Genomic DNA, 21,867 nt, shown 5'->3' on the forward strand with positions numbered 1-21,867 from the left:
GTCGGGTCAGGAGGCGGCAGGCGCGAGCTCCTTGCGCAGGATGGGCGCGACCCTGGCACCGAGCAATTCGGTCGCGTGCAGGAGCTTCTCGTGCGGCCCCGAGGCGGCGTTCATCTGGAACGTGACGCGCGTGATCCCGCCGAGCGCCTCGCTGTGGCGCAGGATCTTCTCGGCCACTTCTTCGGGTGTGCCGAGGAGCCAGGCGCCCTTCGGTGTGAGCTGCGAATCGAACTGGGGCCGTGTCATCGGCGCCCAGCCGCGCCGGCCTCCTTCGTCGTGTTCGCGACGTAGCCGAGCGCGTGCATCCCGACCTTCAGCTGGTCCGCGGAGAAACCCGCTCGCCGTCCCGCCTCGCGATAGAGATCGACGAGCGGACGGAAGCGGTGGGTCTCCCCGCCGATGATCGCGACCATGAGTGGAAGACCGAGCAGCCCGGCGCGGACGAACGACTGCGGAGTCCCGCCGACGCCGACCCAGATGGGCAGTCGCTCCTGCATGGGCCTCGGGTAGACGCCCTGTCCGGTAAGGGCAGGCCGGAACTTGCCGGACCACTGCGGATGTTCATCATCGCGGAGCTTGAGCAGAAGCTCGAGCTTCTCCGCGTAGAGCTCGTCGTAGTCACTCAGGTCGAGACCGAAGAGCGGGAACGCGTCGACGAACGAGCCCCGGCCGACGACCATCTCGGTCCGGCCCTGCGAGATGAGATCGAGCGTGGCGAACTGTTCGAACAATCGCACCGGATCGACCGCGCTCAGGACGGCCACGGCGCTCGTGAGCCGGATGCGCTTGGTGCGCGCGGCCGCCGCGGCGAGGATCACCGACGGCGCGGAGTCGAGGAACTCTTTCCGGTGGTGCTCGCCGATGCCGAAGACGTCGAGGCCGACCTGGTCCGCGTACTCCATCTGATCGAGGAGGTTCCGCATGTGGTCGGCCGGCCGGAGCGCAGAGCTGGCGTCGTCATAGGCGAGCGCGAAGCTGTCGATCCCGATCTGCATCGTGCACGACTCAACGCAAATGGTGCGGGATTATTCCGATCCGATGCCGCACACTACCGGCGTGCGCAAGCGAAAGGTCGCGGTCCTCGGCGCCACCGGCACGGTCGGGCAGCGCTTCATCAGCCTGCTTGCCGACCACCCGTGGTTCGAGCTGGCCGCGCTCACCACCTCAGATCGCAACGCGGGCAAGCGCTACGGCGACGTCACGCCCTGGCACTTCGGCGAGGACATGCCCGCCGCGATCGCCGACATGCAGCTCGAAGCGACGCGACCTGAAGTCGACGCCGAGATCTGCTTCTCCGCGCTGCCCAGCGAGGCCGCCGAGCAGTGGGAGTCCGCGCTGGCCAAAGCCGGCCACCACGTGTTCTCCAACGTGAAGACACACCGCATGGACGAGGACGTCCCGCTCATCATCGCCGAGGTCAATCCCGAGCACGCGAATGCGCTCGAGCTCCAGCGGAGGAGGCGCGGCTGGACCGGCTCGATCGTGACGAACGGGAACTGCTCCGCGATCACGTTCACGCTCGCTGCGGCTCCGCTCCATCGCGCGTTCGGCATCGAGCGCGCGGTCGTGACGACGCTCCAGGCGCTCTCCGGAGCCGGCTACCCCGGCGTGCCGTCACTCGATGCCCTCGACAACGTCGTTCCCTTCATCGGCGAGGAAGAAGAGAAGATGGAGCAGGAGACGAAGAAGTTCCTGGGGTCATGGGACGGCAAGGTGTTCAAGGACGCGCAGTTCCCGTTCTCCGCGCACTGCAACCGCGTGAGCGTGCGTGACGGCCACACCGTCACGGTCAGCGTCGCGCTGCGCGGACGTCCTGGCGCGCGCGATGTCGCACAGGCGATGCGTGCGTTCAAGGGACGCCCGCAGGAGCTGGGCCTGCCGAGCGCGCCGCAGCAGCCGATCGTCGTGCGCGATGAGCGCGACCGGCCGCAGCCGGTGCGCGACCGCATGGCCGGGAACGGGATGTCCCTCGTCGTCGGGCGTGTGCGCGAGGATCCGGTGCTGGGCATGAAGTTCGTCGTGCTCGGCCACAACACGATCCGCGGCGCGGCCGGCGCGTCAGTGCTGAACGCCGAGCTGCTCGCGGCGGAGGGCTGTCTCGGCGCATGAGCGCAGAGACATTCGTCGCGCGACTCGACCGCGTGCCGCTCAATGGCTTTCACTGGCGGCTGCTCATCACGAGCGGCTTCGGCTGGATGTTCGACGCGATGGACGTCCTGCTCATCGGTTTCCTCGTCGCGCCGATCACCAAGGAGTTCACGCTCGCTCCCGCGCAGGTCGGACTCGTCGCGAGCTCGGGGTTCGTCGGGATGTTCCTCGGCGCCGCGATCTCCGGGCGCCTGGCCGACCGCTACGGACGCCGGATCATCTTCCAGGCGACGCTGGTGCTCTTCTCGATCGGTGCGGTGCTGTCGGCACTGGCACCGACCTTCGAGACGCTGCTCGCGGCGCGCATCGTCGCCGGACTCGGCCTCGGCGGCGAGCTACCGGTCGTCGCGACGCTCGTCTCCGAGTTCTCGCCGCGAGCGCAGCGCGGTCGGATGATCGTGCTCCTCGAATCGTTCTGGGCGTACGGCACGCTGGCCGCCGGCCTGGTCGCGATCTTCGGCCTTCCTCAGTTCGGCTGGCGCGGCGCGTTCCTCGTCGCCGCGCTGCCAGCCCTGTATGTCGCGTACCTGCGATCCGCGCTGCCCGAGTCTCCGCGCTACCTCGCGGAGCGCGGCCGCAGCGCGGAGGCCGACGCGATCGTGCGTCGCGTCGAGCGCGCGGGTGGGGGAGCGCTGCTCACCCTCGGTGCGGCCATCGCGCCGATGCGCTCGGGGCGCACGAGCATCGCGCAGCTGTGGAGTCCGGCGTATGCGCGGCGCACCGCGATGCTGTGGATCCTTTGGTTCGGCATCACCTTCACGTACTACGGGATCTTTCTGTACGTCCCATCGCTCCTCGCCGCGCGCGGGCTGACCGAGGTGCGAAGCAACGAGTTCTTCTTCCTCTCGACGATCGCGCAGATCCCCGGCTACTTCAGCGCCGCCTGGCTCGTGGAACGCTGGGGCCGCAAGCCAACGCTCGTCACATACCTCGTCGGTACGGCTGCCGCGGCTCTGCTATTCGGGACGTCCGACACCGGGACGATCGCTTTCGTGGCGCTCGCGCTCCTGTCGTTCTTCAACCTCGGGGCGTGGGGGGTCGTCTACACGTATTCCCCAGAGCTGTACCCCACCGCCGTACGCGCGACCGGCGCTGGTGTCGCCGCATCGGTCGGACGCATCGGCGGGATCATCGGTCCGTTTCTCACGCCGGTGCTTGTCGCGATCCCGCAGTTCGGCCAGACCGGTGTCTTCGTCATGTTCGTTGTGCTCCTCGTGATCACGGCGCTGAACGTGTGGCTGCTCGCTGAAGAGACGAAGGGACGTTCCCTGGAAGAGATCGCGGGACCGGTCGCGGCGTAATGGGGCTCTCGCCGGAGGCTCGTTCGGCGCTGCAGACCATCGGCAATGCCGCGATCGGCGTCGGGCTCGGAATGAGCGTCCTCGGCGCCGCGTTCGTCATCAGCCAGTTCGCCACAGGGCAGGGGAGCGCGACACAAGCCACATCGTCGCCCGCGGCGCCCGCGGCGACTGCCGCAGCGATCGCGACGGCGACGCCGCCACCACCGCCTTCCGCGACGCCCTCTCTATCGCCGACGCTCTCACCGACCTCCGTCCCCGCGACGCCAACACCGACACCGTCACCGAGCGCGACGTCCGACCCGCTCACGGCCACCGCGTACAGCAACAGCGGAAAGCGCTACGCCGCGCTGCGTGCGCCGGTCGGCTACACGTACACCGCGCCCTTCGCGGGGACGGTGGCCGTGCGCCGCTATCAATTCATCGATGGTCAGGTGCGCGTCGATTCGATCTTTCCGGGCCTGCCGTTCTTTCCGTACATCACGCTCGAGTCAGCCGACCGGCGGGTCATCTTCCGTCCCGGAGCGCTCGATGTGGACACGGAGCTCATCGCGAAGGACGGCGACCGCGTCGTGACCGGCGCGCCGCTCTTCAAGACGATCGGCGACGGCGCGTCATCGTGGCGCACGTTCTACGACCGAGGCGTGACGGCGAACGTGATCGCGTCAGTCGTGGCGCTGCCGTCTGGCGTCGAGCTCGATCCGGTCGCGTTCTTCACCCGTTGACCTGGCCGCGGATCTCGCCGCTCAGCCAGCGCGTCGTGTGCACGTTGGCGTAGACCATGCCGGCTCGGAGCGCGCGGACAGCCTCGTCGAACGACCCTGGCTCGATACCCTGAGCGCCCGGCCCGATGATGTCGGCGGCTCTGATCGTGCCGGTGACCGTGGCGGGTGAGGCTGGGCACGCCGGCTTGGTGGAACCGCCGCACAGGAAGGCGATGACGCCGCCGCTGATCCCGCGCTGACCGAAGTGGATGTGCGCCTGGGTGACGACCCCATTGTTGGCCACACCCTCGAGGTCGCTATACGTCAACGTGTAGCTGATCTCGTCGCCCGCACCGTTCAAGCTTGCTTCAAATGAACCTGTGCCTGTCGTCGAGATCGGCACCGGCGCCGACTCTTGGTATCCGGTCAAATTGTCCGCCTTGGAGTGGCTCTTGCCGCCGTCGCCTGCGACCGCGAACGTAGCTGCGGCGAGCACGACGGGAATCACGAAGATGAGCGCGCCGAACCAACGCCGATTCCGCATCTGATCCTCCCTTTTTGGCGCTGACCGCCAGGGAATTGGTACGCGGCGCCGGCAGGATCGGGTCAGAACATAGACTCCGCCTCCGTTGAAGGGACGCGCTGCGATCGTCACAGGAGCCGCCAGCGGGATCGGCCGCGCCATCGCGACGGATCTCGCGCAGCAGGGTGCACGTGTGCTCTGCGCCGACGTAAGTGTCGAGGAGGGCGAGCGCGTCACCGCGGGCCTCTCGACCGGAGCGTTCCAGCGCGCCGATATCGCGAAACAGGCGGACTGCGATGCGCTCGTGGCTCGCGCGGTCCGTGACTTTGGTGGCGTCGACATCCTGGTGAACAACGCGGGACTGCAGCACGTCGCACCCGTGGAGGAGTTCCCGGTGGACACCTGGGAGCGACTCGTCCACATCATGCTGTTCGGCGCCTTCTACCTGACGCGCGCGGCGCTGCCGCACATGTACGCGAAGGCTTGGGGTCGGATCGTGAACATCGCGTCGGTGCACGGCCTCGTCGCATCACCGTACAAGTCCGCCTATGTCGCCGCGAAGCACGGGCTGGTCGGTTTCACGAAAGCCGTCGCGCTCGAAGCGGCCCAGAAAGGCGTGACCGTGAACGTGGTGTGTCCGTCATACGTGCGCACGCCCCTGGTCGAGAAGCAGATCGCGGATCAGGCGAAGGTGCACGGGATCAGCGAGGACGCGGTGGTCCGCGACATCATGCTCGCGCCCGCCGCGCTCAAGCGCCTGCTCGAGCCGTCCGAGGTCGCCGCGTACGTGCGCTTCCTGTGTTCGGACGATGCGAGTGGGATCACCGGTGCGACGCAGGTCATCGACGCGGGGTGGACGGCGCGCTAGGTCTCGTCTGGGTTGTCGAGGATCCCCACGGTCTGGAACCACTCGGGCTGGTCCTGAGGATTTCGCTCCAGCCGCGTACCGAGACGGCGCATGACGTTCATCGATCTGGTGTTGTCGTTCTCGGTCGTTGCGACGATGCGTCGCAGCCGGAGCTGGCCGAACGCATACGCGATCATCGCCGCGGCCGCCTCGGTGGCGTAGCCGTGGCCCCAGTGTTCCGGAAAGAGCGCCCAGAAGAGGCCGATCTCCGAAGTGAAGCGCGTCGTGGGCTCGAATGACGGCAGCTGCCCGAACGGCATCAGGCACGGCGCGAATCCGACCGAGCCGATGAGCTCATTGCTCTCGCGCTTTACGATCGCCCGATCGCCGTACGGTGGCTGATGCAGAAGCGCGAGCCCAGCGTCAGCGGCGACCGCGTACTCGAACATCACCCGTCGCCGTACACGCTTCTCGTCCGCCGACCCGTATGAGCCGGGGCCGAAGGCGGCGTCGAGCAGTCGCGAGACCGTGTCGGCGTCCTCGAGGACGAAGGCGCGGATGATCAGCCGGTCCGTCTCGAGTGTTCGCATCGGAGTTGATCGCTAGCTCAGCGCGCCCGAGTCGACTTCTTCCCTGTTGTCCTCGACCTGGACCGAAGCTCCGCGAACTTGCGACGCTGTGCCTGGCTCTTGATCGGCATTTCGAAACTCCAGTGCGTTGATCGCGCTTAAGCGGTCACCGCTGCGCGAGCGCGTCCCTGCGCGTACACGAGCAGCGCCACGCCGACCGCGAGGAACGCGAGCGCGCTCAGCGCGAGAGAGTACTGGATGCCGATGAACGCGCCGAGGATCCCGACGGTAACGCCGCTGCCGACCCGCAGCCCGCTCCACGACATGCTGAAGAGGCCGAGGACGCGCCCGCGACGGGATGGTGGCGCCTCGAGCTGCACGTAGGCCTGCGCCATCGAGGTGAATCCGATGTTCAGCACGCCACCGACGAGGAGGGCCAACACCGCGATCGCGTAGAGCGGGGTGATGGCAAAGACGAGGATCGAGGCGCCCCATGCCAGTGCGAGGAGCACCGCGATCCGGATGCGCGGCTGGCGGAAGAACGAAAGCGCCTCCAGACCGAAACCGCCGAGGACCGAGCCCGCCGCGTTCGCGGTGAGCAGCACGCTGTACGTGATCTCATCCTGCGCGGAGCCGAACCGCGCCGCGAACTCGGGCATTTGCGCCTGATACGCGTTACCGATGAACAAGGAGCTGAGGCCGGCGAGCGCGGTCATGACCAGGATCCCGCGATTGCCCGAGATCTCGCGCAGCGTTCGAACCGCGTCCGCGAGCGACAGCCGAGCGCTTTCGGCGTTCGCGCGGATCCGGACGTGGCCCGTGTACGGCGTGCGAAGAAGCCAGATCGTCATCGGCAGATACAGGAATGCGTTCGCCATCAGGCCATACGCCGGGCCGAGCCCAAGCAGCAGCGCACCGCCAACAGCCGGGCCGAACAGGATGCCGACGCTGCGACCGGTGGCGGCGAGTCGCACGCCGCTCTGCAGCTCATCGTGTCCGACGATGTCCTGGACGACCAGCTGGCCGGCCGGCGACCACAGCGCACCGGCAAGACCATGGATGATGAGCAGCACCACGGCATGCCAGGTCTGCAATGTGCCGGTCAGGAAGAGCACGGCCCACGCGAGCGAGGCCGCGATGAACGCGACCTGCGACGCGATGATGATCTTGCGGCAGTCGTAGCGATCGGCAAGACCGCCGAACCACACGCCCAACACCAAAAATGGTGTCCAGTGACTGATCACCGCGAAGCCGGCGAGCGTAGGGGAGTGGAACGCCTGGAAGATGACCCAGTACGAGATCACGTGCTCGACGTTGTCGGCCATCATCGAGACCAGGCTGGTCGTGAAGTACGCGCGGAAGGGGCCACGGCGCATCGCCGCGAAGGACGTGCCGGTCGGTGAGGTCGTCGTCGTGAGGGTGATGCGCGCAGGCTACCGGAATGCGGCACGGCGGCCCCGGAGGGCCGCCGTGCGCGCGTAAACGCACGTGTCCCTCCCTGAATCACGCCTAACGCTACGCCGAGCGCCCGCTTTCGTCTGGGCGCATGCGAGGCGTTTAGCTCGACTGACCGGCGATCACGCAGGCGCGCTGCACGCCGCAGAGTTCTTGCTAGCCGACGGTCTTCTTGTAGAACGCCTTGAGCTCGGCGTCGCTAGTTCCCAGATATCTTTGCGTCGTTGCTATTTGCCGGTGACCAGCGAGGCGCTGTGCCGACGGAAGGCTCGACGCAGCCCACAGCGTGATCGCGGCGTGGCGCAGCCAGTGTGGTGAAACATCTTCTGCGAGTCCCGCACGCCGAGCCGCGTCGCGCACGATGCGTTCAGCCGTCCAGACCGTCATGCGGTACGAGCCATCGGCATTCTGCTTACGCGTCACGAAGAGGGCCCCGTCCTTGTCCTTACGGAGCGTGAGGTAGCGCTGCAGCCATTCGCGTGCCGGGGGGCTCAGATAGGCGCGCCGGTGTCGGTTGCCTTTGCCGAGGACGGTCACCTCGTCGACGACGCGGATGCCGTCCGCCGGCGTGCGAGCCTCGCGTGACAGCTCGAGCTGGCGTCGATCGAGCCCGATGACCTCTGAGACGCGGCAGCCGGTCGCGAGCATGAACTGGATGAGCGCGCGCGCGCGCACACCGTCGTCCGTGGATGTGTCACACGCGTCGACGAGGCGCTTCACGCGCTCCTCGGCCAGGTGGCGGGCGTCCGGGCTGGGCTGCGATGCCTTGGCGAGCTCGACCTTTTCGCGCCCCGGGACCGGCAGATCGAGAAGGGCGCCGAACTTCAAGAGACCCCGCAGGGCGATCAGATGCAAGTTCTTGGTGGCGGCGGAGATCGACCGTTTGCCTTTGGCAAGGCCGCCGCGAGCCTGGCGGCGCGTGAGATGGCTCCCGTAGGCCTTGAGCGAGCGGATGTCGAGATCCGAGATGCGCGCCTTCTTGTCGCCCCGCTCGAGGAACGAGCAGAAATCGTGGAGGTACGCGGCGTACTTCGGGATCGTCCGTTCCCCCCGGCCCTTGTCACGCAAGTCCTGCAGGAAGGCCGCGGCCAGAGCCCGTACCGGGCTGGAAGGCTTCAGATCTCGGGGATCGACATAGTCGGAGGCCAGCAGCGCCTGCCAGCCCTCCCCTGAATCAATAGAAATCCTCATTCCTTGTGCTAAGCATCACAGGAAACGTAGTACCCGTCAAGTGCCTGGACTGACTCCCCCGGCAACGTCGATCCGTCGACTCGCCGCGTCTCTAGGTGCTTAGATGTGGGCCGCGAGTCATGCTCCGTTTGGCTGTACGAAGCGGAAGTATCCATAGCCCACCGCGAAGATCCCCGTCAGCAGCACGTTGACCCACCCGAACGCGTTCAGGACGCCGCTGAGCTGCGCGATCAGAGAGATGAGGACTCCGATCGTGCCCTGCAGGAAGAACGCAAGGGTCAGCGTTTGTCTCACCGGGCCCGGCTCGACGTTGCGCATGCTCCAGGCGATGACGACGTCGCTGAGCAATGCAGCGCCAAGGAACTGCGCCACGAGTTGAGCGCCGGCATCGGATCTCAAGCCATAGGTCGAATAGAGCAGACCGGGGAGCAGCACAGCGGTCAGACCAAAGATGGTCGCGACGATCGCGTTGAAGCTGAAGAGCGCGCCGAGTTTCATCGCCTTTCTCCTTCCCCGCGCGAACTGGCCGGCGGATCGTACCCCGGCCTGACGGACAGACTGGCAGGCAGGACCCATACCAGCCGTCGACGCCCCACGTTCTTTTAGAGCGCCCACCCGCGTGAAGGGGGTCGATCAGATGTTCAGCACCGAGGTCAGACCAGACGAAGCCGTCCGCGCGTCAGACGGGAACCGCAAGCTCCAGTTCGAAGGTACGGTCGAGGTCGAGGGCACCTTCACGGACCAGATGCTGAACGCGCTGTTCGGCGTTGATTCCCAGGTCAACGGCAAGCTCCATTTCGAAGGCGCGGTCCAGATCGACGGCACCTTCACCGGCAGCATCACGACCAGCGACCTGCTCATCATCGGCGAGCACGCCAAGATCTTGGCGGACATCAACTGCGGCTCCGCGGTCGTGAGCGGCGAGGTCACGGGGAACATCACCGCAGCCGGGTCCGTCGACCTGCACAAGGGCGCGCACGTGAAGGGCGACATCGTCACGCCGACGCTCGGCATCGACAAGGGCGCCGTGTTCGACGGGATGTCACGGATGCTCGGAGCGCCGGCGACGTTCGGCAGCCTCGAGCGGCGCGGGCGCCCGCGAGGCCGCTGAGGTCCTTTTTAGGGCCTGCTACTCCTCTGCGATGACCCGAGCGTAGTGGGCTCGTAGGGTCACGCGATGGGCTCCAAGCGAGTACGCATCCTCCTGGTCGCGCTCCTCATTGCCGGCGTGCTCATACCGGCAGCGCTGATCCTCACCCAACAGCCCGCCTCTGCCGCCAACATGACCCTCACCGTCCTCGGTGGCACGGCCGAGATTGCGCGAGGTGCCGGCGGCTTTGCCCGCGCAGCGGATGGCCAGGTCTTGAACGCCGGCGATCGCGTGCGTACTGCCGACGCGGGCCACGCGGTCGTGACGTTCCTCGATGGCTCGACGGTTGAGATCGAACCCGCGACGACGATCACGGTCATTCAGGCGACCGCCGCCGCGAGCGGAGCGATCACGATCCAGCTCGAGCAGTCGATCGGCCGCACGTGGTCGAGCGTGGAGCGACTCCTCGACCCTGATTCGAAGTTCGAGCTACGCACCCCGACCGCCACTGCGACGGTGCGTGGCACCGGCTTCGTCACCGACGTGCAGGCCAGCGGCGCAACGACGGTCGCGACCACGGACGGCATCGTCGAGCTAAGCGCGCAAGGCACGACGGTCGTCGTACCGGCGGGCTCGCTCACGACCGTCCAGCCGAACGCGGCCCCTTCCCCACCCGGGCCCGCTCCGCGGGCGCAGAACACCCTGCGCTTCGGGCTGCATTCGCCCGCGCATTTGATCGTTGTCGATGCATTCGGCCGCGCGTGTGGCATCGTGCCGGCCGGCCCGACGCTGGTCCGGCAGATCCCGGGCTGCCTCGCGACGGAGGTGGGCGTCGACCCGCAGCTCGTGGACCTGCCGAACGCTGCGGCGGGCATCTATTCGATCGTCATCGAGACCATCGCACCGGGCGGTGACTTCGTCGCGACCGCGTCCGCGGTCGATGGCGCCGGCACGTTGTCATTCAACTACTGGGTGACCGGAGGCGGCCCGCCCGGGACGAAGTTCGGCTCGACTCTGACAGTCGAAGCAGGACCACGCGGCGCGCTAAGTGCGAGGGGACTCGGCAAGCTGAGTCTTGTCGAGCATGCGCCGACCCACGTGGTGATCGTGCCCGGCTCGCCGCGACCGGCTGCCAGCGGTAGCCCCGACACAAGGCTCTTCGCGTTCCTCCCTCGCTTCGGTTTCACCGCCGGGATCGAGGTGACGCCGCCACCACTCGGTCAGTCGCCCGCACCGAACCCGACATCGAGCGGAGCACCAAGCCCAACGCCGTCACCGACCCCGACCGAGGTCGCCGCGCCCGAGCCGACGCTCGCAGCGAGCGCGCCGCCGGCGCGGACGCTCCCGCCGCCACCTCCACCGACGCCGACGGCCGCACCGACGCCGAGCCCCACACCGCCACAGGCGCTGAGTCCCACGCCGGCGCCGACGCCGTCGGTCCCGACTCTCATCGGTGGCATCGCCGCTCCGGGAAGTCTGTTCAACGTCATCGGTCACGGATGGGCGACGGCACTGATCACGATCAGCTGGGAGGACGGGAGGCCTCTCGTGCAAACGACCGCGGATGCATCCGGTGACTTCGCAGTGGCGGTGACCGTGCCGTTCGATTCGACTCCCGGGACCTCATATCGGTTTACCGCGAGCGACGCGCGGCTTACGGCGACCGGCCAGATCGCGGTCTACCTGCCGTCGATCGCGGTGAGCTGCGGCAGTGTCACCACGGCGGTTTCGGTCACGGGCAGTGGGTGGCCGCGAGCGGCTCGCTACGCGATCCGGTCCACGCTGCTCCCGACTCCACTTTCCGGGACGGTCGGCGGCGACGGTGCGTTCACCGCGTCGTTCACGCCACCGGCCGGGGTGTTGACCGGCGACTACCAGATCACGGCGAATGTTGGATCGCTGCTCGCGGAGCCGCAGACGTGCACGCTTCGTTGAGCGGGGCCGCGCCGACCGGGCCGGAGTAAGCACCCCGGCCCGGTCGGTCGCAACCACTTAGATCAGGCGCACGAGGCGACCAAGCAGGGAGGCGAGGTCGTCGGATACGTCTCGCTGAGACGCGAGGAAGTTGTCGAGAGCATGTAGCTCACCGGCCCTGGCCATGGCGTTCGGTGCGCTGGCAATGGACGTCACCCGGGCGCACAGGGTGCCGGCATGCCTGAGTGACGCGGTGAGACGGCAGATCCCGCGGGTGGTCACCGCGACGGTGAAGCTGGTCGTGGCACTCGTCGAGTTGCCGGCGTTGTCGGCGGCAGTTGCGATGAGCATCACTTCGGTTGTCGGGCTCGTCCCGACGTAGTCAGTCGCCGGACCGGCAGCGACGGTCGGACAGGTTGTCGTGGCGATCCCCGACAGGGCATCGCCTGCTTCGCACGTGATGCCAACTGCCTGATCCACCTCGTAGGTTCCCGCGTTCCCGCTGAACGCGATCGTCGGAGCGGTCCTGTCGATCCGGATCGGACCGAACGTGGCGTGTGCGGTGTTGCCCGCGATGTCTCTCGCGGTGCCTGCGCTTGCTGTCCCGTCGGCGCTGGTGTCGTAGCTGAACAGCTGATCGCTCGTACAGCCAACGACCCCGGACAGCGGATCCGTGCACGTGTAATGGACGGTGACGGGCTGGTTGGTCCAGCTTCCCGCTGGGTATGCGTTGCCGTCGGCTGTCGTGGCGCTTGCAATGATCGTCGGCGCCGTGCGGTCGATCCGGATCGGGCCGTAGGCCACGGTCGCCAGGTTGCCGGCGTTGTCCGTCGCGGTACCGCTGGTGGTGACGGTTCCTTCGTCCGTGAAGGTCTGGTCGCCGGCGCAGGTTGCGAGCCCAGAGGAGGCGATGGTCGGCAGATGTAGGTCCACACAGGTGTAGTGGACAGTCACGGCCTCGGTGGACCAGAGCCCCGGGAAGTACCGGTTTCCAGAGGCCGTGGTCGCGGTCGCCGTGATGAACGGCGAGAACACGTCAATCTTGACCTTGACGCTTCGGGTTGCCGAGAGACCATCGCCATTCGTTGCGGTGCAGCTCGTGACCCTGCCGTCGGTGCCTGTCGTAAATGTGGAGGGCCCGCAACCGCTGGAGGAGGCGACCCCGGTGTCGGGATCGCTCACCGTCCAGCTCACGGTGACGCTTCCGTTGTTCCAGCCACTCTCGTTCGGCGCTGGCGTGACTGCGGGCGTGATCGTCGGAGCCGATAGGTCCGACAGAGCGATCACCGCCACGGCGCTCAGGAAGTACTTCGGAACATAGACCTTGCCCGTTCGCGGGTTCGCTTCGATGCTCCCGCCCGAGAATGTGCCGATATCGACGAAACCGAGCTCGGTGTTGGAGCGGCCATCGATGACCGAGATCTTTCCGAATCCGCCCGTGTACACCCGGTCCCGTGCCGTATCGACCGCGACGTCGCTCCCACCTTCCGCCTCGATCGTCGCGGTGATTTCGAGGGTCGTGGCGTCCATGACCGTCAGGGTCGGATTCGTCGCGACGTAGAGACGGTTCGTCTCCGAGTTGACGGCGACGCCGTAGGGTTGGCCGCCGACCACCGCGGCTGCGACGACCGTGTTCGTGGCCCCATCGATCACGCTCACGCTGCCGGATGAGCCATTGGTGAGGTACACGCGATTTGTTCGCGGGTTGACGGCGATGCCATTGGCGCCGTCCGGCGTATTGAGCGTGGCGATCACGGAGTTCGTCGTGCTATCGATCACGGAGAGGTTGTGGTCGTACAGGTTCGCCACATAGACGCGGTCCGTCTCCGCGTTCACGGCGATCGAGAAGGGGCCCAGGCCCACGCCGATGCTCGCGATCACCGCGTTCGTCGCACCATCGATCACTGACACGGTTCGGATGAGATTGGTGACGTACACGCGATTCGTCCGAGTATTCACGGCGACAGCGGTGGGAACACCGCCCTCAGCGATAGTGGCGATGACGCCGTCGGTGGCAGCGTCGATCACCGTGACGGTGTTGGACCCGCGATTGGCGACGTAGATCCGCCCGGTCTCGGGATTCACCGCGACGCCGGTCGGATTCGTCCCCGCCGGGATGCTGCCCGTGACGGCGTCTGCCGCCTGAGGGGCCAGGTTCGTTAGCGCGAGCACGAGGGTGGCAACGAGCGCGATCGTCCCGTGGATCCCGCGAGGTTCCATGTCTTCCCCTTTCCTAGCCGCCTCAGCGGCTGACGGGAAGGTGGCGGGCGAAGGCCCACCGCGGCATCCGGAAGACTGCATACGCGGTACTTAGGTCGGTGCTTAGGTCGCCGACGAAGGCGCCCACTCCGTAGCGCACGTAATAGAGCCGTCACGGTACCGTTGGCGGGTGACACGACGCGGCTGGGTCCTCTTCGCGGCGATGGGCCTCATCTGGGGGATCCCGTACCTCTTCATCAAGATCGCGGTCAGCGAGCTGACGCCAGCGAGCCTCGTGTTCCTCCGCACGGCGATCGGCGCCGCGCTCCTCCTGCCGATCGCGTTCGCGCGTAAAGACCTCGGCCCTCTGCTTCCCCACTGGAAATGGATCGTCGCGTACACCTTGGTCGAGGTCGCGGCGCCGTGGTTCTTCCTGTCCGATGCGGAGCGACGGATCTCGAGCTCGCTGTCCGGTCTGCTCATCGCGCTGGTGCCCTCGATCGGTGCGATCCTCGCCTGGGCGACCGGAAGTGACGACCGGCTCGATCTGCGCCGGATCGCTGGACTGGGGCTGGGTTTCCTCGGCGTCGCTGCACTCGTCGGCCTCGACGTCGGTGCCGGCGACATCGGCGCGGTGGGCGAGGTCGCGCTCGTGGCCCTTGGCTACGCGCTGGGAGCGCTGATCATCGCGCGGAAGCTGCAGGGTCTCCCGCTCTTCGGCGTCGTGGCGTCCTCGCTCGCGTTGGCGATGCTCGCGTACGCGCCAGTCGGCCTCGCGCAGCTGCCGCGCTCGCTGCCTTCGGCCGACGTGATCGTCGCCGTCGCGGTCCTGGGCGTGATCTGCACCGCCTTCGCCTTCCTCGTCTTCTTCCCGCTGGTGGCGGAAGTCGGCGCCGCGCGCGCGACGGTCATCACTTACGTCAACCCGGCGGTCGCGCTCGCCCTTGGCGTCGTGTTCCTCAAAGAGCCGCTCACGATCGGGATCGTGCTCGGGTTCGTTCTCATCGTGCTCGGTTCGATACTCGCGACGCGGCGGACCACGCCCGCGAGGCCGTCAGTCGCGCTTTCGCGCTCGCCAGACCTCCTCTGACGGCCAGCGCCGGGCCCACTCGGCGGGCACGTACGCATATTCGGCGTGATCTTTCGCATCGTCCGGTGCGTAGAGCTCGACCAGGTCGAGGATCTCGAAGCCACTCGCTCGTAACAGCCGGACCAGGTCGCCGGTGCCCAGGTGGAACTCCACACCCGGATCGTCATCGGTCCACTCGAGCCGGTTCATGCCGCGCTGCGGTCGCTGCAAGGCTTCTTGGACCCTGCCCGTGTCGGGCATGCAGACCATCGAGAGCGTCGAGTTGCGAAGGAAGACGAGCTCTCCCCCACTTCGGAGCAGCCGCGCCGCTTCGGGGATCCACTTGTACGGATCGCACCAGATCGAGGCGCCGTACTCGGAGATGACGAGATCGAATGCCGCGTCGCGCAGCGGAGCGACTTCGGCGTTCGCCTCGATGAGCTCGAGGCCGAGACCGGTCTTGCGGTTCAGCCGCTGCGCCGTCGCGAGTTGTGCCGGCGTGATGTCGACGCCGACGACGCGCCGCGCGCCTCGCCGCTTGAGCCAGGCGCCTACGTAGGCCGTGCCGCACCCGAGCTCGACGACGTCCTTACCGCTCACGTCTGGCAGGACGTGGACGGCGGACTCTGGCGTCTGCCATACACCCCACGCGATCTCCGCCTGCGCCCACGCTTCCTCAGCGCGGTCGTCGGTGTAGCGGGCGTTGGACTTGGTCCATACGTCGCGATTGAGTCGCACGTAGTCCGGGGTCTCGGCACTCATACGCGAGCAACGTAACGCATGCGCGCGCCAGCGCCGCTAGCGTGGGCGCATGAAGATGTGGCTGCGGATCGGGTCCGCCGCCGCGTTCGTCGGCGCCGCGAGCGCACTGGCAGCGGCCGCGGCCGGCGGCATCACCGAACCCATCGTCATCGGGACGATCGTCGCGGTCAGTACCACCGTGATCGCGTACGGGCTGGCGCCCCTCGTCGTCACCGTCGCGATGCGCCAGAGCGCGCTCTCCAGCTGGTGGGCCGTCGCGGCCGCACTCCTTGCCGCGGTGCTGTGGACGGCCGCCGGCGTGCTGTTCGTCGTGCCCGCGCTTCTGCCCACGACGACCACTTCGTCGACACCCTCATCAGCTCCGCCCCGAGCGCGAGCGCGCTCTGGCTCCTCGTCGCGAGCGTCGAGGTGGTGCGTGCCGGCATGCACCGCTGGTCGCTCGTGGTCCTCGCGACCTTCGTCGCGGTCCTCATCATCGGCTCGGTCCTGATCGAGCTCAGCGCTCACGCCTGTCGCCGGCGCCGGTCCGCCCAGTAGCGGCGGCGGTGGAGGCAAATTGCTCGAACTGCGGTGCGCCGCGACGGACCGACGGCCTTGCTTTCTGCAGCGACCGCGGTCTGCCATACCCGACACAGCAGACATGAAACAGCCCACCGGCCGAGGCCGATGGGCTGCTCAGGCTAGACCGCGACCTTTTTTCGTTTCGCGCTCGACGCCTTCGGCGCGCGAACGACCGGCCCATTCCTGCTCGAAGACCGCTTCGCCTCACGAGCGCCGCAGACGGTCTCCAGGATGAGGCGCGTCGTGACGTACGGGTCGGCGTTCGCATTCGGCCGGCGATCCTCGATGTAGCCCTGCTTGTCCTTCGCGACCTGCCACGGAATGCGTACCGACGCGCCGCGGTCGCTCACACCGTAGCGGAACTCCTTGTATGAGCATGTCTCGTGAAGCCCGGTGAGGCGCTCCTCGATCCCGAAGCCGTAGTTCGCGATATGGAGGTCGTGCCGCGTGCCGAGCGCCTCGGCTGCGGCGATGCAGGCGTCGTAGTCCCGGCGCATCTCGTTCGTCGAGAAGTTCGTGTGCGCGCCGGCACCGTTCCAGTCGCCACGGACCGGTTTGGGATAGAGCGTCGCGCTGATGCCGAACGGCTCGCCGACGCGGTACAGCAGCCAGCGCGCAAGCCACAGCTGATCGCCGATCTGGGGAGCGTTGAGTGGACCGACCTGGAACTCCCACTGACCCGGCATGACCTCGGCGTTGATACCGGAGATCTTGAGCCCGGCCCTCAGGCAGGCGTCAAGGTGGGCTTCGACGACCTCGCGGCCGAAGACCTCATCCGCGCCGACGCCGCAGTAGTAGCCGCCCTGCGGTGCCGGGAAGCCGCTGTCGGGAAAGCCGAGCGGGCGCATACCACGGAAGAGCGTGTATTCCTGCTCGATCCCGAACCAGGTATCAAAGGTCGCGTAGCGCCCGGCCATATCGGCGTTCGCGCGTCGCATGTTCGACGGATGCGGCTGCCCGCTCACGAGCATGACCTCGCAGAGCACGAGCAGATCGTCCCCGCCCCGGATCGGATCCGGGCACGTGAATACGGGCTGAAGCACGCAGTCCGATCGGTCGCCCGTCGCCTGTTGCGTGCTCGATCCGTCGAAGCCCCAGATGGGCGGCTTGTCGCCCTTCGGCACGATCTTCGTCTTCGAACGCAGCTTCTGCGTCGGCTGAGTGCCGTCGATCCAGATGTACTCGGCCCGATAGACGCCCATGTGGATTCCCTTCTCGCGTTCTTGGGAAGCGGAGGCTGACCGACCGACTGTACCGAATCCCCCGCGCGGGTGATGACCCAGAGCCTAACCCACCCGGACTCCTTCATCGGACATCGCGGGTACATAGTTATGACATGCGTGAGTCGATCGTCCAGCACGCCGGGTACCGCATCCGCGTCAAGTCCTGCGGTCCTTCGGACGGGCCGCACGCCGTTCTCCTACCCGGCATGGGCGCGACAGCCGTCGCGCTGGCACCACAGGCACGCGCGTTCCGCGCGCTCGGCTACACCACACACATCGTCGAGCTGCCTGGCTTCGGCCTCGCGCCCGCGCTGCGGAAGGCCGACGCGCGCTTCTCGCAGCTCGCGGATCTCGTGCTACATGTTGTTGGCGAGCTGGGGGTCCAGCGCGCCGTGTTTCTCGGACACTCGCTCGGCGGTGGAATAGCCCTTCAGATCGCGCTCCGGCGGCCCGCGGCCGTTGCGGGTCTCGTGCTGGTCGCGCCAGCCGGCCTCGGACGCTCGATGCTCTGGGCATACAAGCTGTACTGCGTCCCGCTCATCGGCCGCGCGCTGCTCCGTCCCTACGAACACGGCACCGGCGCGATGCTTCGGCGCTTCCTCATCGGCAGGGCGCGGCGGAACGACGAACATTTCATCCGGCAGCTGCTGCGTCGCGACCGCAGGTCTCCGGCAACGACACGCTCGATCCGCGCGATCGTCTGGGCGAATCAGCCGCCGCGCTGGCGGCGCCTTCTGCTCCTGCCGTTCCCCGGTGGCGAGCAGCTCGGCTACACGCTGCGTGGCCACGTCGCCGCTCTGCGTGACATCCCGACGCTGGTGCTGTGGGGAACCGACGACCGCGTCTTCTCAGCGCGCGACGCCGCGCTCTTCCGGCGTGCGAACCCGACCGCCGAGGTGCACGTCGCACGCGGGATCGGGCACATGCTTCCGCTCGAAGCGCCCGCCTGGGCGAACGAGCACATCGCGTGGTTCGACGCCTTCCAGCTTCGGCGTGGAGAGGTCCCCGCGGCCTAGATAGCGCCTGACGCCTTCCGGCGACGCCCGCGTTCGATCCACGCTGCCGTCGGTGCCAACCCGAGTTCCCGCCGCTGCGCTGCGGGCAGGTACTTCGCTCCCTCGCTCAGCGTGAGCCCGGACACCTTGCCCAGGTTCTCGCGCAGGAACACGAACGTTAGGTCCGGTCGCTTCTTGCTCACCTCGCGCAGGATCCACCCGATCGCCTTGCGAATGAAGAACTCGCGCTCGCTGAGCATCGGTGCGGCGAGGCGCGCGAAGAGCGGGAAGTCGCCCGCCTCATGACTCAGCGTCCGGAGCTGCGCGAGAAGCGCTGTCCGGCGCACCCAGAAGTTCTCGTCGCGTGCCCACGCGGGCAAGCGGCGCAGCGCTGTGCGCGACTCGCCGACCACGCCGCCGATGACATCGGCGGCGAGCCAGTCGACGTGCGCCCAGGTCTTTGAGCGACGCACGAGGCCGACGAGCCAGGTGAGGTCGCGCTCCGTGAGCAGCTCCGAGTACTTCGAGAGCAGTGCGACGCCCGCGGAACGAAGCTCGAATACATCCGTCGTCCAAAGGTCGTCGACGATCCCGCGCAGCTGCGCGCGACTAAGGTCGGGGTGCTCGCGCGCGAAGTCGTTCGCCGCGCGCCGGATCTCCGGCATGGTCGTGCCGTAGAAGCGGAGGTCGCTCTTGAGATACGCCTTTGTGCCGACGGCGCGCTCGGCCGAGCCGGCCGCTCGGTAGCGCTGTTCGAAGAAGCGCCGCGCTGCTTTGGGCGTCGCCGCCGTCACCGGCCGACCTCGTCGAGCCAGCGTGCGATCGCCTCCTCGTTGATGCCCGCGACGTCGAGCTCAGCGTCACCGACGACCAAGACCGGTACACGCACGACGTAGCGATCGAGGAGGCCAACGTCGCGCGTCACGTCCACTCGCTCGATGTCCAGCGGCGTGCGGCGGCTGAGGCGGCGTAGTGTGCCAAGCGTCTCGTCACAGAGTCCGCACTCGGGCCGCTCCATCAGTCGAATGCGGATCACCAGTTCGCGGGAAGGCCGGCGACGTTCGCGGGAAGACGCCCACCAGGCGGATGGATCACATAGACCGTACCGAATGAGTTCAGCCATACCCGCTCGAAGTCGGCACGCGGATAGACCTTCCGCGCCTGCGCGTTGGCGCGGACGGCGGGATCGTTCGTGATCACGTCCCCGTTCGCCGCGAACCCGCGGATCACAAGCAGGTGGCCGTTCGTGCTCGTGAACAGGAAACCGGGCAGCTCGCCGTTGATCGACGCGATGAGTGGGATGCCGGCCTGGATGAAGAGTTCGGCCTCACGCAGGTCGCGCAAGCGTGTGATGAATCCCTCGAGACCGTATGACGCGGCGTATGCGGTGTTGAACGGCCAGTTACCCGCGCCTTTGTAGCTCCAGTCGTAGGTGAATCGTGCGGCGTGATCGACCTGCCCATCTGCGTGCGCACCAGGGAACGCCGCGAGATCCGCGGCGCTCGGCCCGGCCTTCCAGAAGCCGAGGACCATCGCGGTGGAAGTCGGGCTGCACCACGCTTCTCCGCCGCCGTCGTACTCCGGGTAATGGCCGGTGTGCGTCTCCTGCGAGAGCGTCGGCACGTCAAGCTCGCGCGCCTGCCCGCCGAACGGGCTCGGGAGGATGACATGATCGCCCGCCTGCGAGATGACCGCGGCCAGAAGGGTGACCGCGGGCGTCGCGCTTACGCCCACTGCCCGATGAAGCGTGACCCGCAGCTCGAACGCGGTCAGCCCGGGCCCGCCGGCCGTCGCCTCGAACGTGTCGACATTGACCTTGCCGTCGCGATCGTCCTGGCCCTTCAGCGTGGTGCGGTGGATCGTGTCGTCGTCCGACGACCAGATCGCGAGCGTGTACCACTTCGTCATGCGCGATGGGCCGCTGGCGCGCATGTGCACCTCGATCCAGGTGCCTGACGGCGTGGTCGCGTTCCAGGAGGCGACGAGCTGGTTGAAGCCCTGGTCGAAGCTGAACGGCGAGCGCACCGGGGCCGACGTCCACGTGCCGCGCTCGTCGGCGATCGTGCGCCCGTAGGGATCCGCGTAGCTGCCCTTCGATGGCGAGGCGCCGAGCTCGATCCGCGACTCCCTGGTGACGGTGCCGTCGTGCGAGCCGGCGTCGAACGCCAGACGCGTGAAGCTCCGGGGCGTCACGTCGACCTTCGTCGTGGCTGTCGGGCTGCCGGCGGCCGACGGCGAGGCGCTGGACGGCGCGCCGACCGCCGCGGTCGGTGACGCCGACGTTGACGGGCGGATGGTCGCCGACGGCGGGCCGCCCGAACACGCCGCAAGGAGCAGCGCGCCGAGCGCCAGCCCGCGCGTCATTGCAATCTGCGTACTCCTCATCGCGGTGACCGGACTGCGCCTAAAGTCTGACACGTGAGCCGCTTCGCTCGCCCGGACCTCATTTGGTCCACCGAGGAGACAGCCGCGAAGCTTCGCGATCCGCATGTCCGCGTCGTCGACTGCCGCTTCTCCTTCGAGGCCGACGCGAGCAAGGACTATCTGAACGGACATCTGCCAGGCGCGGTCCACTGCGATTGGTCGCGCGACCTCTCCGCTCCCCCACCCGCGTCCGGCCATCCGCGCTGGATGCTCCTGGGGCCGGAGGCCTTCGCGGAGTCGATGGGCGGTCTGGGCATCGGCAACGACACGATGGTCGTCGGCTATGACGCCGAGGGCGGGCACCACGCGGCGCGGCTGTGGCTCGCGCTGCGGCGATACGGCCACGACAGGTTCGCGGTGATGGAGGGCGGCATCCAGAAGTGGATCGCTGAGGGTCGGCCGCTCGAAAAGGGCGAAGTGAAGGTCGCGCCGGCGCGGTTCACCCCACATCCGCGCGACGGCGTGATCGCGACCAAGGAAGAAGTGCACGACGCCGTGAAGACCGGTCAGCCGTGGCTTCTCGACGTTCGGCGTGACAGCGAATTCACCGGCGAGGAGAAGCGCTCCGCGCGCGGCGGTCACATCCCCGGCGCCGTGAACATCCTGTGGAAGGACGCACTACGCGACGACTGGATGCTGAGGGACGCGGACGAGCTCGAGGACATGTACTCGGACGCCGGCTTCGGCGCCGAGACGTCGGCTGTGACGTACTGCCAGGCCGGCGTGCGCGCGGCGTTCACGCACCTCGTGCTCACGGCGCTCGGTCACGACGACGTCCGCACCTACGACGGCAGCTGGGAGGAATGGGGCAACGACCCCAGCCTCCCGATCATCGTCGGTCGGAGCTGACCACCCGGGTCTGACGCGACGTCAGCTCGGCCGCGAGGTCCGCCGG

Annotated in this window: 21 protein-coding genes and 1 pseudogene; 9 read left to right on the forward strand and 13 right to left on the reverse strand. The window is 67.6% G+C overall.

Features of this window, described 5'->3' with window-relative positions; all coding sequences use genetic code 11:
* Positions 1-6 precede the first annotated feature (6 nt).
* A pseudogene (locus tag VI056_05760) lies at positions 7-995 on the reverse strand (LLM class flavin-dependent oxidoreductase).
* A gap of 61 nt (positions 996-1,056) precedes the next feature.
* Between VI056_05760 and asd the strand changes: the two are divergent.
* Genes asd through VI056_05775 form a run of 3 tightly spaced genes read left to right on the forward strand, consistent with a single transcriptional unit; the run spans position 1,057 to position 4,171 of the window.
* Positions 1,057-2,109 carry an aspartate-semialdehyde dehydrogenase gene (asd, locus tag VI056_05765; protein ID HEY6202530.1) on the forward strand — a complete coding sequence of 351 codons (1,053 nt, stop codon included), beginning with the start codon at positions 1,057-1,059 and terminating at the stop codon, positions 2,107-2,109.
* On the forward strand, positions 2,106-3,449 hold the full coding sequence (locus VI056_05770) for an MFS transporter (GenBank protein HEY6202531.1): 1,344 nt from the start codon (positions 2,106-2,108) through the stop codon (positions 3,447-3,449). The genes asd and VI056_05770 overlap by 4 nt, the downstream gene beginning before the upstream one ends.
* The gene (locus VI056_05775; GenBank protein ID HEY6202532.1) at positions 3,449-4,171 is read left to right on the forward strand and encodes a hypothetical protein; all 723 of its coding nucleotides are present in this window, start codon (positions 3,449-3,451) and stop codon (positions 4,169-4,171) included. Before VI056_05770 ends, VI056_05775 begins: the two co-directional genes overlap by 1 nt.
* Here VI056_05775 and VI056_05780 read toward each other — a convergent pair.
* Positions 4,161-4,694, reverse strand: a complete 534-nt coding sequence (locus VI056_05780; GenBank protein ID HEY6202533.1) for a CHRD domain-containing protein — start codon at positions 4,692-4,694, stop codon at positions 4,161-4,163. The two genes, VI056_05775 and VI056_05780, sit on opposite strands and share 11 nt — an antisense overlap.
* Positions 4,695-4,779: 85 nt before the next feature.
* Between VI056_05780 and VI056_05785 the strand changes: the two genes are divergently transcribed.
* Positions 4,780-5,541: a 3-hydroxybutyrate dehydrogenase gene (locus tag VI056_05785; GenBank protein HEY6202534.1), complete on the forward strand. Its 762-nt coding sequence runs from the start codon at positions 4,780-4,782 to the stop codon at positions 5,539-5,541.
* On the opposite strand, the gene VI056_05790 is transcribed toward VI056_05785, so the two are convergent.
* The 4 genes from VI056_05790 to VI056_05805 all read right to left on the reverse strand — a co-directional run bounded on the left by VI056_05790 (position 5,538) and on the right by VI056_05805 (position 9,233).
* Positions 5,538-6,110: a GNAT family protein gene (locus VI056_05790; GenBank protein HEY6202535.1), complete on the reverse strand. Its 573-nt coding sequence runs from the start codon at positions 6,108-6,110 to the stop codon at positions 5,538-5,540. The genes VI056_05785 and VI056_05790 overlap by 4 nt on opposite strands.
* A gap of 137 nt (positions 6,111-6,247) precedes the next feature.
* Positions 6,248-7,513 (reverse strand): MFS transporter, encoded by a 1,266-nt coding sequence (locus VI056_05795; GenBank protein ID HEY6202536.1) that lies wholly within the window; start codon positions 7,511-7,513, stop codon positions 6,248-6,250.
* A gap of 187 nt (positions 7,514-7,700) precedes the next feature.
* Positions 7,701-8,735: a tyrosine-type recombinase/integrase gene (locus VI056_05800; protein HEY6202537.1), complete on the reverse strand. Its 1,035-nt coding sequence runs from the start codon at positions 8,733-8,735 to the stop codon at positions 7,701-7,703.
* 117 nt (positions 8,736-8,852) lie between these two features.
* Complete coding sequence (locus VI056_05805) at positions 8,853-9,233, reverse strand: hypothetical protein (GenBank protein ID HEY6202538.1); 381 nt, start codon at positions 9,231-9,233, stop codon at positions 8,853-8,855.
* Positions 9,234-9,354: 121 nt separating this feature from the next.
* Between VI056_05805 and VI056_05810 the strand changes: the two genes are divergently transcribed.
* Entirely contained in the window at positions 9,355-9,846 is a 492-nt protein-coding gene (locus VI056_05810) for a polymer-forming cytoskeletal protein (GenBank protein ID HEY6202539.1), read from the forward strand.
* A gap of 66 nt (positions 9,847-9,912) precedes the next feature.
* A complete protein-coding gene (locus VI056_05815; GenBank protein ID HEY6202540.1) occupies positions 9,913-11,760 on the forward strand; it encodes a FecR family protein in 1,848 nt (615 codons plus the stop codon).
* A 57-nt stretch (positions 11,761-11,817) separates the two neighbouring features.
* On the opposite strand, the gene VI056_05820 is transcribed toward VI056_05815, so the two are convergent.
* Positions 11,818-13,959 carry a YncE family protein gene (locus tag VI056_05820; protein ID HEY6202541.1) on the reverse strand — a complete coding sequence of 714 codons (2,142 nt, stop codon included), beginning with the start codon at positions 13,957-13,959 and terminating at the stop codon, positions 11,818-11,820.
* A 169-nt stretch (positions 13,960-14,128) separates the two neighbouring features.
* Here VI056_05820 and VI056_05825 point away from each other — a divergent pair, with 169 nt between their 5' ends.
* Entirely contained in the window at positions 14,129-15,028 is a 900-nt protein-coding gene (locus VI056_05825) for a DMT family transporter (protein HEY6202542.1), read from the forward strand.
* Here VI056_05825 and VI056_05830 read toward each other — a convergent pair.
* From VI056_05830 to glnII, 3 genes are all read right to left on the reverse strand, one after another.
* Entirely contained in the window at positions 14,993-15,769 is a 777-nt protein-coding gene (locus tag VI056_05830; protein HEY6202543.1) for a class I SAM-dependent methyltransferase, read from the reverse strand. The two genes, VI056_05825 and VI056_05830, sit on opposite strands and share 36 nt — an antisense overlap.
* 36 nt (positions 15,770-15,805) lie before the next feature.
* Entirely contained in the window at positions 15,806-16,276 is a 471-nt protein-coding gene (locus VI056_05835) for a hypothetical protein (GenBank protein ID HEY6202544.1), read from the reverse strand.
* 173 nt (positions 16,277-16,449) lie between these two features.
* The gene (gene glnII / locus VI056_05840; protein ID HEY6202545.1) at positions 16,450-17,532 is read right to left on the reverse strand and encodes a glutamine synthetase GlnII; all 1,083 of its coding nucleotides are present in this window, start codon (positions 17,530-17,532) and stop codon (positions 16,450-16,452) included.
* 134 nt (positions 17,533-17,666) lie between these two features.
* Between glnII and VI056_05845 the strand changes: the two genes are divergently transcribed.
* Positions 17,667-18,569: an alpha/beta fold hydrolase gene (locus tag VI056_05845; protein ID HEY6202546.1), complete on the forward strand. Its 903-nt coding sequence runs from the start codon at positions 17,667-17,669 to the stop codon at positions 18,567-18,569.
* Here VI056_05845 and VI056_05850 read toward each other — a convergent pair.
* The 3 genes from VI056_05850 to VI056_05860 are packed head-to-tail and all read right to left on the reverse strand — an operon-like array spanning position 18,566 to position 20,912.
* Positions 18,566-19,342: a DNA alkylation repair protein gene (locus tag VI056_05850; GenBank protein HEY6202547.1), complete on the reverse strand. Its 777-nt coding sequence runs from the start codon at positions 19,340-19,342 to the stop codon at positions 18,566-18,568. The genes VI056_05845 and VI056_05850 overlap by 4 nt on opposite strands.
* Complete coding sequence (locus tag VI056_05855; GenBank protein ID HEY6202548.1) at positions 19,339-19,566, reverse strand: glutaredoxin family protein; 228 nt, start codon at positions 19,564-19,566, stop codon at positions 19,339-19,341. Before VI056_05855 ends, VI056_05850 begins: the two co-directional genes overlap by 4 nt.
* A 14-nt stretch (positions 19,567-19,580) precedes the next feature.
* Positions 19,581-20,912: a C39 family peptidase gene (locus VI056_05860; GenBank protein ID HEY6202549.1), complete on the reverse strand. Its 1,332-nt coding sequence runs from the start codon at positions 20,910-20,912 to the stop codon at positions 19,581-19,583.
* A gap of 54 nt (positions 20,913-20,966) precedes the next feature.
* Here VI056_05860 and VI056_05865 point away from each other — a divergent pair, with 54 nt between their 5' ends.
* Complete coding sequence (locus tag VI056_05865) at positions 20,967-21,821, forward strand: sulfurtransferase (protein HEY6202550.1); 855 nt, start codon at positions 20,967-20,969, stop codon at positions 21,819-21,821.
* Positions 21,822-21,867: the final 46 nt, after the last annotated feature.

The organism is Candidatus Limnocylindria bacterium, assembly GCA_036523395.1.
GTDB lineage: Bacteria > Chloroflexota > Limnocylindria > P2-11E > P2-11E > CF-39.

Excerpts from the sequence above, each read along its gene's own strand:
- VI056_05790 (HEY6202535.1), bottom strand. The coding sequence starts at position 6,110 with ATGCGAACACTCGAGACGGACCGGCTGATCATCCGCGCCTTCGTCCTC.
- VI056_05855 (HEY6202548.1), bottom strand. The coding sequence starts at position 19,566 with ATGGAGCGGCCCGAGTGCGGACTCTGTGACGAGACGCTTGGCACACTA.
- VI056_05800 (HEY6202537.1), bottom strand. The coding sequence starts at position 8,735 with ATGAGGATTTCTATTGATTCAGGGGAGGGCTGGCAGGCGCTGCTGGCC.
- VI056_05830 (HEY6202543.1), bottom strand. The coding sequence starts at position 15,769 with ATGAGTGCCGAGACCCCGGACTACGTGCGACTCAATCGCGACGTATGG.
- VI056_05805 (HEY6202538.1), bottom strand. The coding sequence starts at position 9,233 with ATGAAACTCGGCGCGCTCTTCAGCTTCAACGCGATCGTCGCGACCATC.
- VI056_05820 (HEY6202541.1), bottom strand. The coding sequence starts at position 13,959 with ATGGAACCTCGCGGGATCCACGGGACGATCGCGCTCGTTGCCACCCTC.
- VI056_05775 (HEY6202532.1), top strand. The coding sequence starts at position 3,449 with ATGGGGCTCTCGCCGGAGGCTCGTTCGGCGCTGCAGACCATCGGCAAT.
- VI056_05815 (HEY6202540.1), top strand. The coding sequence starts at position 9,913 with ATGGGCTCCAAGCGAGTACGCATCCTCCTGGTCGCGCTCCTCATTGCC.
- VI056_05780 (HEY6202533.1), bottom strand. The coding sequence starts at position 4,694 with ATGCGGAATCGGCGTTGGTTCGGCGCGCTCATCTTCGTGATTCCCGTC.
- glnII (HEY6202545.1), bottom strand. The coding sequence starts at position 17,532 with ATGGGCGTCTATCGGGCCGAGTACATCTGGATCGACGGCACTCAGCCG.
- VI056_05770 (HEY6202531.1), top strand. The coding sequence starts at position 2,106 with ATGAGCGCAGAGACATTCGTCGCGCGACTCGACCGCGTGCCGCTCAAT.
- VI056_05845 (HEY6202546.1), top strand. The coding sequence starts at position 17,667 with ATGCGTGAGTCGATCGTCCAGCACGCCGGGTACCGCATCCGCGTCAAG.
- VI056_05860 (HEY6202549.1), bottom strand. The coding sequence starts at position 20,912 with ATGACGCGCGGGCTGGCGCTCGGCGCGCTGCTCCTTGCGGCGTGTTCG.